The sequence below is a fragment of the Plantibacter sp. MPB07 genome (assembly GCF_046619465.1).
GTDB classification, from domain to species: Bacteria; Actinomycetota; Actinomycetes; order Actinomycetales; family Microbacteriaceae; genus Plantibacter; species Plantibacter auratus.
On record NZ_CP177043.1, the window covers coordinates 2,084,420 to 2,098,062 of the forward strand.

General features: G+C 69.1%; 8 protein-coding genes. 2 read left to right on the top strand and 6 right to left on the bottom strand.

Annotated features, from left to right (window positions below):
* Window positions 1–213: 213 nt before the first annotated feature.
* The 4 genes from ACLIME_RS09635 to ACLIME_RS09650 form a co-directional block, all read right to left on the bottom strand.
* Window positions 214–1,971, bottom strand: a complete 1,758-nt coding sequence (locus tag ACLIME_RS09635; RefSeq protein WP_411556764.1) for a glycoside hydrolase family 35 protein — start codon at window positions 1,969–1,971, stop codon at window positions 214–216.
* 117 nt (window positions 1,972–2,088) lie between these two features.
* Window positions 2,089–3,441: an ABC transporter substrate-binding protein gene (locus ACLIME_RS09640; RefSeq protein WP_124769910.1), complete on the bottom strand. Its 1,353-nt coding sequence runs from the start codon at window positions 3,439–3,441 to the stop codon at window positions 2,089–2,091.
* 67 nt (window positions 3,442–3,508) lie between these two features.
* On the bottom strand, window positions 3,509–4,459 hold the full coding sequence (locus ACLIME_RS09645) for a carbohydrate ABC transporter permease (protein ID WP_064296051.1): 951 nt from the start codon (window positions 4,457–4,459) through the stop codon (window positions 3,509–3,511).
* Window positions 4,459–5,382: a carbohydrate ABC transporter permease gene (locus ACLIME_RS09650; protein WP_064296050.1), complete on the bottom strand. Its 924-nt coding sequence runs from the start codon at window positions 5,380–5,382 to the stop codon at window positions 4,459–4,461. The genes ACLIME_RS09645 and ACLIME_RS09650 overlap by 1 nt, the downstream gene beginning before the upstream one ends.
* 150 nt (window positions 5,383–5,532) lie before the next feature.
* Here ACLIME_RS09650 and ACLIME_RS09655 point away from each other — a divergent pair, with 150 nt between their 5' ends.
* Window positions 5,533–6,573 carry a LacI family DNA-binding transcriptional regulator gene (locus ACLIME_RS09655; RefSeq protein WP_411556765.1) on the top strand — a complete coding sequence of 347 codons (1,041 nt, stop codon included), beginning with the start codon at window positions 5,533–5,535 and terminating at the stop codon, window positions 6,571–6,573.
* Window positions 6,574–6,801: 228 nt separating this feature from the next.
* Entirely contained in the window at window positions 6,802–10,710 is a 3,909-nt protein-coding gene (locus ACLIME_RS09660) for a glycoside hydrolase (RefSeq protein WP_411556766.1), read from the top strand.
* 398 nt (window positions 10,711–11,108) lie between these two features.
* Here the strand turns inward: ACLIME_RS09660 and ACLIME_RS09665 are convergent, their stop codons facing one another.
* Window positions 11,109–11,378: an HPr family phosphocarrier protein gene (locus ACLIME_RS09665; RefSeq protein WP_056014456.1), complete on the bottom strand. Its 270-nt coding sequence runs from the start codon at window positions 11,376–11,378 to the stop codon at window positions 11,109–11,111.
* A 79-nt stretch (window positions 11,379–11,457) separates the two neighbouring features.
* Window positions 11,458–13,500 carry a fructose-specific PTS transporter subunit EIIC gene (locus tag ACLIME_RS09670; protein WP_411556767.1) on the bottom strand — a complete coding sequence of 681 codons (2,043 nt, stop codon included), beginning with the start codon at window positions 13,498–13,500 and terminating at the stop codon, window positions 11,458–11,460.
* Between the last annotated feature and the right edge of the window lie 143 nt (window positions 13,501–13,643).

Below are 13,643 nucleotides of genomic sequence, written 5' to 3' on the forward strand. Positions count from 1 at the left end.
CTGCGGAGGTGGTGCTCAGGTGCTGCGGCCCTTCGACAAGCTCAGGGACCGGAGTTGAGGTCAGGGACCGGGGTGGAGGTGCTGGCGTTTGGATCGGTCCCTGAGCCTGTCGAAGGGCGGGGAGCGGACCTGTGACCCTTCGACAAGGTCAGGGACCGGGTGGTGCGGTCGGCGCCGCGTCTGTGCGGGCGACGCCGACCGGATCGTGGGCGGCTAGAACTCGGTCGGGCCGAGCGAGGGGCGGGCGAGGAAGGAGAGCGTCGGCGTCGTGAGCGCATGGAACTCGAACACCGTGAAGCGGTTCTCCCCGGCACGGAGCTGGCCGCCGGGGACGTACAGCGTGTGCTGCGGCCCCCGCGACCAGTAGCGGCCGAGCAGGAAGCCGTTCACCCAGACGAGCCCCTTGCCCCAGGCTGCGGTGTCGAGGAACAGGTCGGTGGGCGCGTCGAGCGTGACGGTGGCGGTGAGGAGGACCGGCCCGGCACCGCTGATCGTGGCGCCGGACGTGCGCGTGGCTGCGGCGTCGACGACGGCGTCGAGCCGGTCGAGGGCCACGGGCGCGATGCCCCACGACGTGAGTTCCACGCCGTCGAGCGACACGGGCCCGATGATCCCCTTCGGCTCCCCCAGGCGCTTGCCGTAGTTGACACGGCCCTGGTTCTCGAGGAGGAGTTCGAGCGTCTCGCCCGCCGGGATGACGATGGAGCGCTCCTTGAACTCGCGCGTGAGTGCACCGACCGGCACGCCGTCGACGGAGACGACCACGCGGTCGCGCACCTCGGCGAACCGGAGCACCCCGCCGCGTCCACCGAGCGACGCCCGGTACCGCGCCAGACCGCTGAACGCTCCGAGTTCGTCCATCGTCGGGATCCGGTCGAACGCCTGGAGCGGCGCGATCTCGTCGGCCACGTCCGCGAACGGGACCTCCTGCTCGAACGCCGCGGTGAACGCCGGGGCGTCCGTCGCCGCCGGTGGAATCTCCGTCGGCACCTCGACGTACTTCGCGATCACGTCGCGGAAGGCGAAGAACTTCTCCGTCGGGTGACCCGCCTCGTCGAGGGGCGCGTCGTAGTCGTAGGAGGTGACGTGCGAGCGGTACTGCCCCTTGTCGTTCGCGCCACCGGTGAACCCGAAGTTCGTGCCGCCGTGGAACATGTAGATGTTCACGGACGCGCCGGTAGCGAGGAGGGCGTCGAGGTCCGCCGCCGTCTCGGCGATGGGCGTCGTGTGGTGGTGCTCGCCCCAGTGGTCGAACCAGCCGTCCCAGAACTCGGAGCACATGAGCGGCCCGGTCGGCTGGTGCTCACGCAGGGTCGCGAGGCGTTCGAGCGAGCGGCTGCCGAAGGAGCCGGTCTTGTGGAGTTCGGGGATGCTGCCGTCCTCGAGCATCTGGGCCGTGGGCTGGTCGACGGTCGTCAGCGGCACGGTGATGCCGAGCTCGCGGGTCCAGTCGGTCAGCGTGCGGAGGTAGTCGTGGTCGTCGCCGTAGGCGCCGTACTCGTTCTCGACCTGCACGAGGATGACGGGACCGCCGCGGTCGATCTGCAGCGGGGCGACGATCGGCAACAGCGCCTCGAAGTACTCGCGGACGGCGGCCAGGTAGCGCGGCTCGCTGCGACGGAGGCCGAGTTCGGGGTCGTGCAGCAGCCAGCCGGGGAGGCCGCCGTTGTCCCACTCGGCGCAGATGTAGGGGCCGGGACGCACGATCGCGTACATGCCGGCGTCGGCGACGAGGCCGAGGAAGCGTTCGAGGTCGTTCACGCCCGTGGTGTCGAACACGCCGCGCTCGGGGCTGTGCTGGTTCCACGCGACGTAGGTCTCGATGGTGTTGAGGCCCATGAGCTTCGCCTTCGCGATGCGGTCCGCCCACTGCTCGGGGTGCACCCGGAAGTAGTGGAGGGCTCCGGAGATGATCCGGAACGGCTGACCGTCGAGCAGGAAGTCGTCGTCGCCGATGGAGAAGGTGGGCATGCTGGGGCTCCGTGATGAAGGGGTGCGGATGGAGCGACCACGGCCGGCCGGAGCGGATCCCGGAGGACCCTCCGACCGGCCGCGGTCGATGGTGCTGGTGCTACAGGTGCCGTTCGGCTACTTCTCGGTGACCGTGAAACCCTGCGTGTTGCCGTACTCGACGAGCTGCTTCTGCCAGTCGGCGAGGCCGTCGTTCAGGTCGGCCTTGTTCGCGTAGGACTGTCCGACGGTGTCGGCGAAGATGCTGTTCGCGTAGACCTGGTAGGGCAGGTACTGCCAACCGGTCGACACGTCCTTCGCGCCCTGCACGAGGACCTCGTTGATCTTCTGGCCACCGAAGTACTCGGGAGCTGCGGAGAGGAACTCGTCGGAGTTGAGGTCGGCGGTCGTCGCCGGGAAGCCACCGTTGTCGAGGAAGACCTTGACGCTGTCCTCGTCGTTGTTCAGCCACTTGAGGAAGCCCGCGGCGAGCGCCGGGTTCTTGCTCTGCTTCAGCACGACCTGGCCACCGCCACCGTTCTCGGCGTTGGCGGGCTTGCCGTCGTAGGTCGGGATCGGTGCGACGCGCCACTGACCGGAGGCCTCGGCGACGGACGACTCGAGCACACCGGGCATCCAGGCGCCCGTGATGAGCGTCGCGATGCTGCCGTTGCCGAGCGACTTGTACCAGTCGTCGCTCCACCCCGGGACCTCGGAGAGCAGGTCGCCCTCGACGAGCTGGTTCCAGGTGTCGGCCCACTTCTTGGAGCCCTCGTCGGCGAGGTTGACGCTCACCTTGGTGCCGTCGGCGGTGAACGGACGTCCACCGGCCTGCCAGATCATGCTGGTCGCGAAGCCGGAGTCACCGGAGTCGTTGGTGATGTACTTCGACGGGTCGGCCGTGTGCAGCTGTGCGGCTGCGGCGATGTACTCGTCCCAGGTGGTCGGCACGGCGATGCCGTACTGGTCGAACACCGTCTTGTTGTAGAACATGGCCATGGGGCCGGAGTCCTGCGGGAGGGCGTAGAGGCCGTCGCCGATGTTGACGGAGCTCCACGGGCCGGGGCTGTAGTCGTCCTTCAGGTCGCCGAAGCCGTAGGCGTTGAGGTCGACGAGGGAGTCGCTGAGCGCGAACTGCGGGATGGCGTAGTACTCGACCTGCGCGACGTCGGGGGCACCCTTACCGGCCTTGATCGCGTTCTGCAGCTTCGTGTACTCGGTGGTGTTGGTGCCGGCGTTGACGAGGTTGACCTTGACCTTGGGGTAGGCCTTCTCGAACGCGGCGACCTGCGCCTCGGCGGAGGGCGTCCAGGACCAGTAGGTGATCTCGCCACCGGCTTCGAGGGCGGATTCGATGTCCTTGGCGTCGCCCGAGGCGGTGCTGCCGCCGCCGGACGAGCAGGCGACGAGCGAGGCTCCGATCATCGCGGACGCGACGGCCGCCGTGGCCGCGCGGCGCAGAACCGTGCGAGACGGTGAGATGCGCTTCATGGGTGTTTCCTTTCACTGCGTTGGGAGGAGGAGGTGATGCGGTGGTGCGGGTTGGGAAAAGCGGGGATCAGCCCTTGACGCTGCCGGCGCTCAGACCGGACTGCCAGAAGCGCTGCAGGAAGAGGAACGCGATGACGATCGGGACGATGGTCAGGAGTGATCCGGTGATCACGAGGTTGAAGATCGGCTGAGCTGCGACACCGGTGGCCTGGGCGCTCCACTGGCTGAGGCCGACGGTGAGCGGATACCAGGTCGGCTCCGACAGCATGATGAGCGGCAGGAAGTAGTTGTTCCAGGTCGCGACGATCGCGAAGAGGAGCACCGTGACGATGCCGGGGCCGAGGAGTCGCAGCGAGATCGTGAAGAAGGTGCGGAACTCCCCCGCGCCGTCCATGCGGGCGGCCTCGAGTAGTTCTGTCGGGACCGCGTCCACCGCGTACGTCCAGATGAGGTACAGACCGAACGGGCTGACGAGCGAGGGCAGGATGACCGCCCACGGCGTGTTCGTGAGGCCGAGCTGGCTGAACATCAGGAAGGTCGGGACGGCGAGGGCCGTGCCCGGCACCGCGATGGAGCCGAGGATGATCGCGAACACGGCGCGCTTACCGGGGAACCGGAACTTGGCGAGGCCGTAGCCGCCGATCGTGGCGAGGAGCGTCGCCCCACCGGCACCGACCACCACGTAGAGGAGCGTGTTGCCGAACCAGCCGACGAACTGCCCGTCGCGGTAGGTCAGGGTGTCGACGATGTTCTGCCAGAGGTTGAACCCGCCGTCGCCGAACCAGAGGCCGAACGAGGTGAAGAGGTCGGGCTGGGACTTCGTCGCGTTGATGACGAGCCACAGGATCGGGACGACCGAGTAGATGAGGAAGACGGCCATGACGATCGTGAGGACGATCGAGCGCTTGCGGCGCGGGTCGTGGCGCTTCCGGGTTGGCCGGTCGAAGGCACGCGGGTTGCGGGCGGTCCTGGTCGACACGGTCTGCGGGCGGACGGTCGGGTTCGAGACGGTGGCCATCAGCTGTTCTCCTGTCGGGAGCCGCGCACCTGCACGACGTAGGCGATGACGGCGGTGATGACGCCCATGATGATCGCGACCGTCGCCGCGAGGTTGAACTGCTGACCGGCGAAGGACAGGTTGTAGGCGTACATGTTCGGGGTGAAGTTGCTCGTGATCACGTTGGGCGCGAGGTTCTTCAGCAGGTTCGGCTCGTTGAAGAGCTGGAACGACCCGATGACGGAGAAGATCGTCGCGATGACGAGTGCTCCGCGGAGGGCTGGGATCTTGATGCTGAAGACGGTGCGGAACTGTCCGGCCCCGTCGATCTCGGCCGCCTCGTAGATCTCACCGGGCACGACGCGGAGGGCGGCGTAAAAGATGAGCATGTTGTAGCCCATGAACTCCCACGTCACGATGTTGCCGATGGAGGCGAGGACGGCCTGGGAGCTGAACGGCTCGAGGATCTGGGCACCGACGAGGTCGTTGAAGCTGCCGGCGAGACCGAACTGGTCGCCGTAGATGAAGCCCCAGATGAGCGCCGCGACGACGCCCGGGACGGCGTACGGCAGGAAGAGCGCGATGCGGAAGAAGGCGGCGCCGTGGAGCCTGGCGCTGTCGAGCGCGAGCGCGGCGGTGAGCGACAGGGCGAGCATGATCGGCACCTGCACGACGAAGAACAGTGCGACGCGACCGAACGGCTCCCAGAACTTCGGGTCCTGAAGGACCTGGGCGTAGTTCTCGAAACCGACGAAGGCATTGCCGCCGATGAGCTTCTCCTGGAAGAAGCTGAGGTAGAGCGCATAGACGAGCGGCGCGATGATCATCAGCGCGAAGACGATCATGAAGGGGGCGATGAACGCCCAGCCCTTCCAATCCCGGCGGTCGCGTCGGTGGACACGGACCGCTGGTGGCCGGCCGGTGCGAGCGGTCGTAGTGGTCATGGGCAGCTTCCTTGCTGGGATTCGGGCGGAACCGTCGTGCGGTGGAGCCGTGCGGGGGAGGGATCGCGGTGGATGTTTACGTCAACATCTGATCGGTACCATAGCATGTTCACGTCAACATGCAAGGATGGATGCGACGATAGGGAGACCATGACGGACACCACCCGGAGAGCGCCTGGCCGCGCCAGGCGAGCACCGTCGATGGCGGACGTCGCGGCGCACGCCGGCGTCTCCTCCCAGACCGTCTCCCGCGTCGCGAACGGGCTGACCAACGTCGACGACGGCACCCGCGACCGCGTTCTGGAGGCCATGAACGAGCTCGGCTACCGCCCGAACAAGGCCGCTCGGGCGCTGCGATCGGGGCGCACCCGCAGCATCGGGATCACGATGTTCACGCTCTCCTCCTACGGCAACATGCGCACGCTCGACGCGATCACGGTGCAGGCCGCACGGGCCGGCTACTCGGTCACGGTCGTCCCCGTCGAGTACCCGACGCAACGCGACGTCGCGGTCGCCCTCGACAGCCTCCGCGAGCAGGACGTCGACGGCCTGATCATCGTCATCGAGTCGCACATCGTCGACGGCGCGGACGTCGAACTGCCCTCCGGCCTGCCCGTCGTCGTCATCGACTCCGCGGCACGCACCGACTACCCGGTCGTCGACAACGACCAGGCGCAGGGCGCGGCGCTCGCCACCCAGCACCTCCTCGACCTCGGACACCAGGGCGTCTGGCACATCGCCGGACCCCGCACCTCCTACTCGGCGGCTCGTCGCGAGCAGAGCTGGACCGACACGCTGCGCGAGGCCGGCATCACGCCGCCGCCCGCGTTCCGTGGCGACTGGTCGACGACCTCAGGGTACGAGATCGGCCTCGAGATCGCCGAGCGCCCGGAGATCACGGCCGTGTTCGCCTCGAACGATCAGATGGCGCTCGGCCTCCTCCGCGCCCTGCACGAGCGCGGGCGCGCCGTGCCGGAGTCGATCAGCGTCGTCGGCTTCGACGACACCCCGGAGTCGGACTCGTTCTGGCCGCCACTCACGACGGTGCACCAGGACTTCGACGAGATCGGACGCCGGGCGATCACCACGCTCCTCCGCGAGATCGAGGAGGGGCCGCAGCTCTCCACCGAGCCCCTCACCCCGACCTCCCTTGTGGTCCGCGCGAGCACCGCGCCCCCGCCCGCGCGCTGAGGTGAGGTGAGGGAGTTCGTCGTCCGCGCCACCGACGAGCGACGATGTGCCGCACTTCGACAGGCTCAGTGACCGGAACGGGGACCTCAGTGACCGGACCCGCCTTGACACCCGAGCGAGGGGTCGCCCATACTCGTCGGAAATGTTGACGTGAACACGGTGGTTCGACGCCGCTGAATGTTCACGTGAACATCCCCTGCACCACGGCCTCCAACGAAGGAACCACCGATGACACTGCCGTCACCAGTCCGCCGACGAACGATCGGAGCGACCGTCGCCGTCGCCCTCGGCATCGCCGCGATCGCACCAGCACTCGCCACCGTGGACGCCGCACCTGCGGCCGCCGCGGAGAGCGCTCCCCTCACCATCACCCCCAACCCCGCCTACCAGAACGAGGCGTTCGAAGGGTGGGGCACGAGCCTCGTCTGGTTCGCCAACGCGACCGGCGACTACCCCGCTGACGTCCGCCAGGACCTGTTCGACAAGGTGTTCGGCGAGGACGGCCTCAACCTCAACATCGCGCGCTACAACATCGGTGGCGGCAACGCGAGCGACGTCCCGCCCTACCTGCGGGCCGGCGGCGCGGTCGACGGCTGGTGGAACCCGGACCTCGCCGCGAGCGACGCCGACGGCCCCATCACCTCCGACTACGCCGACCGCGACCGCTACGCCGCCGCCTGGGACGCCGACGACCCGGCCTCCTACGACTTCGACGCCGATGAGACCCAGCGCTGGTGGCTCACGGCGCTCAAGGACAAGATCACCAAGTGGGAGGCGTTCAGCAACTCCCCGCCGTACTTCATGACCGAGAGCGGCTACGCCTCGGGCAACTTCAACGCCGCCGATGAACAGCTGAAGCCGGAGAGCGTCGACGACTTCGTCGCGTACCTCACCACCGTCGTCGACCACCTCGAGGCCGACACGGGCATCGACTTCGACACCATCGACCCCTTCAACGAGCCGAACACGAACTACTGGGGCACCCAGATCGACGAGGCCACCGGTTGGCCGAAGGGCGGACGCCAGGAGGGCGCACACATCGGCCCGGCCATGCAGGACACCGTCATCAAGGCCCTCGCCGAGCGCCTCGCCGCCGAGGGCACCTCGACCGAAGCCGTCATCGCGGCCATGGACGAGACGAACCCGGGCATCTTCGCGACGAACTGGAACGGCTGGTCGCAGGCCGCCAAGGACCTCGTCACGCAGCTCAACGTCCACAGCTACGGCCAGGGCGGCAGCGTCGTCGCGCGCGACATCGCGAAGACCGCCGGGAAGCCGCTGTGGATGAGCGAGGTCGAGGGCAACTGGGACTCCAGCGGCAAGCACAACCTCACGAACATCGACAACGGCATCGGTATGGCGACGCACCTCATCGACGACCTCCGCAACCTGGAGCCGACCGCGTGGGTGCTCTGGCAGCCCGTCGAGGACCTCTACAACATGGAGAAGGTCGAGAAGCTCAACTGGGGCAGCGTCCTCATCGACTTCGACTGCAACGCCGAGGGCGACTCCGAGCGACGCATCGCCGACGGTGACGCCGACCCGAGCTGCTCCGTGAAGACGAACGCGAAGTACAACACGCTCCGCAACTTCACCCACTACGTGCAGCCCGGTGACCACCTCATCCCGTCCACCGACGCGCAGACCACCACGGCGCTCCGTGCCGACGGCACCGGTGCGACCCTCGTGCACGCCAACCCGTCGACCTCGGCTCGGACGATCACCATCGACCTGTCGAAGTTCGCGGACATCGCTCCCGGCGCGACGGTCACGCCGATCGTGACGACGGAGTCCCCCGCGGACGACGTCACCGCCAACGCACTCGTGCAGGGCGACGCCGTGTCGATCGACCCGGTGACCAAGCAGGCGACGCTCACGGTCCCGGCGAAGTCGGTCACCACCTTCCTCGTCGACGGTGCGACCGGTGTCGCAGCCGACGCGGCGCCGTTCCAGGACGGACACGCCTACCAGCTCGTCGGCAAGCAGAGCGCGAAGGCGTTCACCGCCGCAGCCACGACCGGGACCGTCCCGGCCGGCACGATCACTCCGCGTGCCTCCGACGCCACGACCGGTGCCGCACAGGTGTGGACCGCCGAGCGACTCTCGGGCGGCGGCACGAACACCGACCGCTACGCCGTCCGCAGCTCGTCCGGGGCACTCCTCTCCGCGAACTCCGCCGGCACCTCGCTCGTCGCTGCGACGCGGGAACAGGCTGCGGCCGACCCATCGCTGCAGTGGATCCCGACGACGACCAACGGCTCCGACTGGAGCCTCGTGAACGTCGGGACCAGCCAGGCCCTCGAGGTCGGCGGGCAGTCCACCACGACGGGCGCCGCCGTCGGCGTCTACCAGTCGAACAACGGCGCGAACCAGACCTGGAACTTCGTCGACATCGCCCTCACGGGGGTGCAGCCGGTCACGGTGCAGACCGTCGCCGGTGTTCCGGCGGCGCTGCCCGCGACCGTGGTCCCGCTGTACGGCGCGGTCCAGGGCGCTCCGGTGCCGGTCACGTGGGACACCTCGGCCGTGGACTGGAACACGCCGGGCACGATCGTCGTGAACGGTTCCGGCACCGACGGGTGGGGTGCGGCGTTCACCGCACAGGCCACCGTCGACATCGGCGGCTTCACGACCACCGAACCGGTCTCCCTGACGGTCGCCGCAGGGTCCCCGGCGAGCGCCGTCATCGCTGCGGCACCGACGACGGTCCCGGCGCAGATCGGGGCGAGCGTCAACCGCTTCGACACGCCCGTCACGTGGGACTTCAGCACCCTCGACGACGCCGACCTCGCCGACACCGGTGTGGTGCAGGTGCGCGGCGCGGCTGCGTCGAACGACCCGGCCGCGGCACCGATCGACGCACTCCTGTCGATCATCGTCACGGCGCCCGGCGAGCGGAACATCGCACCGGACGCCACGACCGTCGCGGGTGCGACGTCCACCGAGTCGGGCTACCCGGCGAGCAACACGAAGAACGGTGTTCGGAACGACAAGGGCTGGTCGAACTGGCGCTCGTCGAACAAGCCGGCGAGCGACACGCTGAGCTACGAGCTCGGCGGTGAGCACACGATCGAGCACGTCACCTTCTACGCCTACAAGGACGGGAGCACCAACAGCTGGCCGAGTGCACTGACCGTGCAGTTCCGCGACGCCGACGGCGCGTGGATCGACGCTCCGGGTGGGGCGGTCGCTGTGCCGGTCCCGACCGATGGGACGGCTCCGGTCGTCGACGTCGACCTCGGTGGCGTCACGACGAGTGCGGTGCGCATCGTGATGACGGCGTACGCGAACACCCACCTGGTCGTCTCGGAGGTCGAGATCTATGCGCTCGCACCGTCGGTCGCGACCGAGGCGGGCCTCGCCGCGCTGCGGGTGAACGGCACGCCGGTCGAGGGCTTCGATGCAGGCGTCCTCGAGTACGAGGTGCCGCTGGCAGGGTCCGCCGACCCGGTGGTCGACGCCATCCCGGCCGACCGCGACGCGACGGTGACGATCGAGCCGCTCGAAGCAGCACCCGCGGCTGCGGCCCGTGCTGCGGCTGACGCGACCGACGGTGTCGTCATCACGGTGACGGCGGCTGACGGCGTCACCACGCAGTCGACGACCATCACCTTCGCCCGGACGGCGGTCGCGACCGCGACGCTGTCGAGCGTGGCCCGCGAGGGCGTGCCGACGACCGCGGCGGTCGTCGTGGACCCGGAGGACGCGGCAGTGGTCTACGCGTGGCTGCTCGACGACGAGGTCGTGGACGGTGCCGACACGGCGACGTTCACGCCGCCCACCGGCAGTGCTGGTGCAGCGCTCGCGGTGCGGGTCACGGTCTCCGCCGATGGCTTCGCGCCGGTGGAGACGACGTCCACGCCGGTGACGGTGCTCGCCGCCGCGGTGGACCCGGGGACCGATCCCGGCACCGACCCGGGGACGAACCCCGGGACCGGTCCCGGCACGGGCTCCGGCGGTGGCGCGGTCGGCGGTGGTGACGGCACGAGCTCGCCCTCGGGCGGTTCGGCTGCCGGAACCGACTCGCTGTCGCGCACGGGTGTGGACGTGTCGAGCATCGGGCTCGTCGCGCTGCTCCTCGGCCTCGTCGGCTTCGCGTCGGTGCTGCTCGCGCGTCGCCGTCGCTCCGCGGAGTAGGTCGCTCCTGACGAACCCCGTCACCCGTCGTCTCGGGTGGCGGGGTTCGTCGTGTGTCGGCAGGCGCGCGGTTCCCCGGGGGCACTTCGACAAGCTCAGTGACCGGAACGGTTCCGCGCACGACACGACACGGTTCCCCGAGGACACTTCGACAAGCTCAGTGACCGGAACGGTTCCACGCACGACACAAAACGGTTCCCCGAAGACACTTCGACAAGCTCAGTGACCGGAACGGTTCCACGCACGACACAAAACGGTTCCCCGAAGACACTTCGACAAGCTCAGTGACCGGAGCCCTTCCCGCGGAGAGACCCGCTCCCTGAGCCTGTCGAAGGGCCCACGAGGAAACCCCGCCGTCCGAGATGACTCGGGCGGCGGGGCTTCGTGGTGCAGGGTGACTACTCGGCGTCGAGGTCCGTCTCGAGGAGACCGGCGAGCTCGGCGAGCGCCTCGTCGGCACCCTCGCCCTCAGCGCGGAGGGTGACGACGTCGCCGTTGGTGGCGCCGAGGCTCATGATCGTGAGGATGCTCGAGGCGTCGAGCGGGCCCGAGTCGCCCAGCTCGATCGTGACGGGCACCGGCTGGCGCTTGACCGTCTCGATGAAGAGCTTGGCGGGGCGGGCGTGCAGCCCGACGCGGCTGGCGATGGTTGCTTGGCGTTCGGCCATGATGATGCTCCTTCTGCGGTTCGGTTGGTGCCGGCCGGACCAGTGGATCAGGTCAGGCTGTGGATCGGACGGGTACGGATCAGACGGTCGCGGGCTCGGCGGCGACCGCGGGGGCTGCCGAGTCGGCGCCCTCCATCGGACGACGACGGGCGAACCGCTTGAGCAGGATGACCGCGACGGCGGTGATGACCGTGCCGACGGCGACCGACAGGATGAACATCCCGATGTTGCCGATGGCGAAGAACACGAAGATGCCACCGTGCGGTGCCTGCGAGGTGACGCCGGTCGCCATGATGAGCGCACCGGTGGCGGCACCACCGAGGATCGACGCCGGGATGACGCGGAACAGGTCGGCCGCGGCGAACGGGATCGCACCCTCGCTGATGAACGCGGCGCCGAGCAGCCAGGCTGCCTTACCGTTCTCCCGCTCGACCGCGGTGAACGAACGACGGCTGAGGACGGTCGAGGCGAGCGCCATCGCGAGCGGCGGCACCATGCCCGCGGCCATCACGGCGGCCATGATCTGCCACGGTGCCTGGTTGGCGAGCGTTCCCGCACCGAGACCGGCGACGGCGAACGAGTACGCGACCTTGTTGACGGGGCCACCGAGGTCGAAGGCCATCATCGTGCCGAGGATCACGCCGAGCAGGATCGCGGAGACACCGGTGAGGCCGGAGAGCCAGGAGTTGAGGCCGTTCATGAGCGCGGCGATCGGGCCGCCGAGGACGAGGATCATCAGGCCGGAGGCGACGATCGATCCGAGGAGCGGGATGATCACGACGGGCATCAGGCCGCGCAACCAGCGGGGCACGTTGAGTCGGCCGAGGCCGTAGGCGACACCACCGGCGAGCAGACCACCGACGAGTCCGCCGAGGAAGCCGGCGCTCATGAGGAGGGCGACGGCGCCGGCGACGAACCCGGGCGCGATGCCCGGTCGGTCGGCGATCGCGAAGGCGATGAAGCCCGCGAGGGCCGGGACGAGGAAGCCCATCGACGCGGCACCGATCGAGAACGCGACCGCACCCAGGTAGGTGCCGAGGCCGCCGGCCGGCAGGTTCACGAGGCTGTTCTCGACGATGATCTTGCCGGCGTTCTCGGTGATGTCGTAGCCACCGAGGAGGAAGCCGAGGGCGATGAGCAGACCGCCACCCGCGACGAACGGGATCATGTAGCTGACGCCGGTGAGCAGCCAGCGCTTGATCGACTGACCGACGTTGGCGTCCTTCTTGTCGGACGTCGACGCGGAAGCGTCACCGGCGGCTGCGGCGACCCGCGGGGCGTTCGGGTTCGAGATCGCGGCGACCGCGTCGTTGATGAGCTGTTCCGGCGCGTCGATGCCGCGCTTCACGGGAGCCTTGATGACGGGCTTGCCGGCGAAGCGGGTGACGTCGCGGACGTCCACGTCGACGGCGAAGATGACCGCCTGCGCCTTCGCGACGACGTCGGCGGGCAGCGGGGTCGCACCGGAGGCGCCCTGCGTCTCGACGTGCAGCTCGACACCGAGGCGCTTGGCGGTGGCGGCGAGCGAGTCGGCCGCCATGTAGGTGTGGGCGATGCCCGTTGCACACGAGGTGACCGCGATGAGCACGGGCCGTGTGGCCTGGTCGCCGGCCTCGACGGGAGCCGTCGCGGCGCGCTCGGCTGCGGGAGCCGACGCCGGCTTGGGTGCATCGCTGAGTGCACCATCGACGAGGGCGACCACCGCGGCGGCGTCGGGCGCCTCACGCAGCGAGGTCACGAACTCGGACTTGATGAGCGAGCGGGCGAGCTTCGACAGGAGGGCGAGGTGCGCCTGGTCGGCGCCGTCCGGAGCCGCGATGAAGAAGAGGAGGTCGGCCGGGCCGTCGTCGGAACCGAAGTCGACGAGCGGCGAGACGCGGGCCATCGCGAGCGTCGGCTCGGTGACGGCGGCTGAACGGCAGTGCGGGATCGCGATGCCGCCAGGGATGCCGGTGTCGGTCTTGCTCTCCCGCGCCCAGGCATCGGCGAAGAGGGCCTCGGTGTCGGTGGCACGGCCGGCGCGGACGACGAGCTCGGCGAGCGCGCGGATGACACCCGCGCGATCGGTGCCGAGGTCGGCGTCGAGGGCGACGAGCCCTGGGGTGATGAGTGGGGTGGACATCTGGGTTCTCCTTCGAAACGGATGCTGGTGCTTCGGGTGGTCAGGGTGGGGTGGCCCTTCGACAAGCTCAGGGACCGGGAGTGGTGAACGGATGCTGGTGCTTCGGGTGGTCGGGGCGGCCCTTCGACAAGCTCAGGGACCGG

Bases quoted from the DNA above. Each gene is read 5' to 3' on its own strand.
- ACLIME_RS09645 (WP_064296051.1), bottom strand. From the start codon at position 4,459: ATGGCCACCGTCTCGAACCCGACCGTCCGCCCGCAGACCGTGTCGACC.
- ACLIME_RS09665 (WP_056014456.1), bottom strand. From the start codon at position 11,378: ATGGCCGAACGCCAAGCAACCATCGCCAGCCGCGTCGGGCTGCACGCC.
- ACLIME_RS09650 (WP_064296050.1), bottom strand. From the start codon at position 5,382: ATGACCACTACGACCGCTCGCACCGGCCGGCCACCAGCGGTCCGTGTC.
- ACLIME_RS09660 (WP_411556766.1), top strand. From the start codon at position 6,802: ATGACACTGCCGTCACCAGTCCGCCGACGAACGATCGGAGCGACCGTC.
- ACLIME_RS09635 (WP_411556764.1), bottom strand. From the start codon at position 1,971: ATGCCCACCTTCTCCATCGGCGACGACGACTTCCTGCTCGACGGTCAG.
- ACLIME_RS09640 (WP_124769910.1), bottom strand. From the start codon at position 3,441: ATGAAGCGCATCTCACCGTCTCGCACGGTTCTGCGCCGCGCGGCCACG.
- ACLIME_RS09670 (WP_411556767.1), bottom strand. From the start codon at position 13,500: ATGTCCACCCCACTCATCACCCCAGGGCTCGTCGCCCTCGACGCCGAC.
- ACLIME_RS09655 (WP_411556765.1), top strand. From the start codon at position 5,533: ATGACGGACACCACCCGGAGAGCGCCTGGCCGCGCCAGGCGAGCACCG.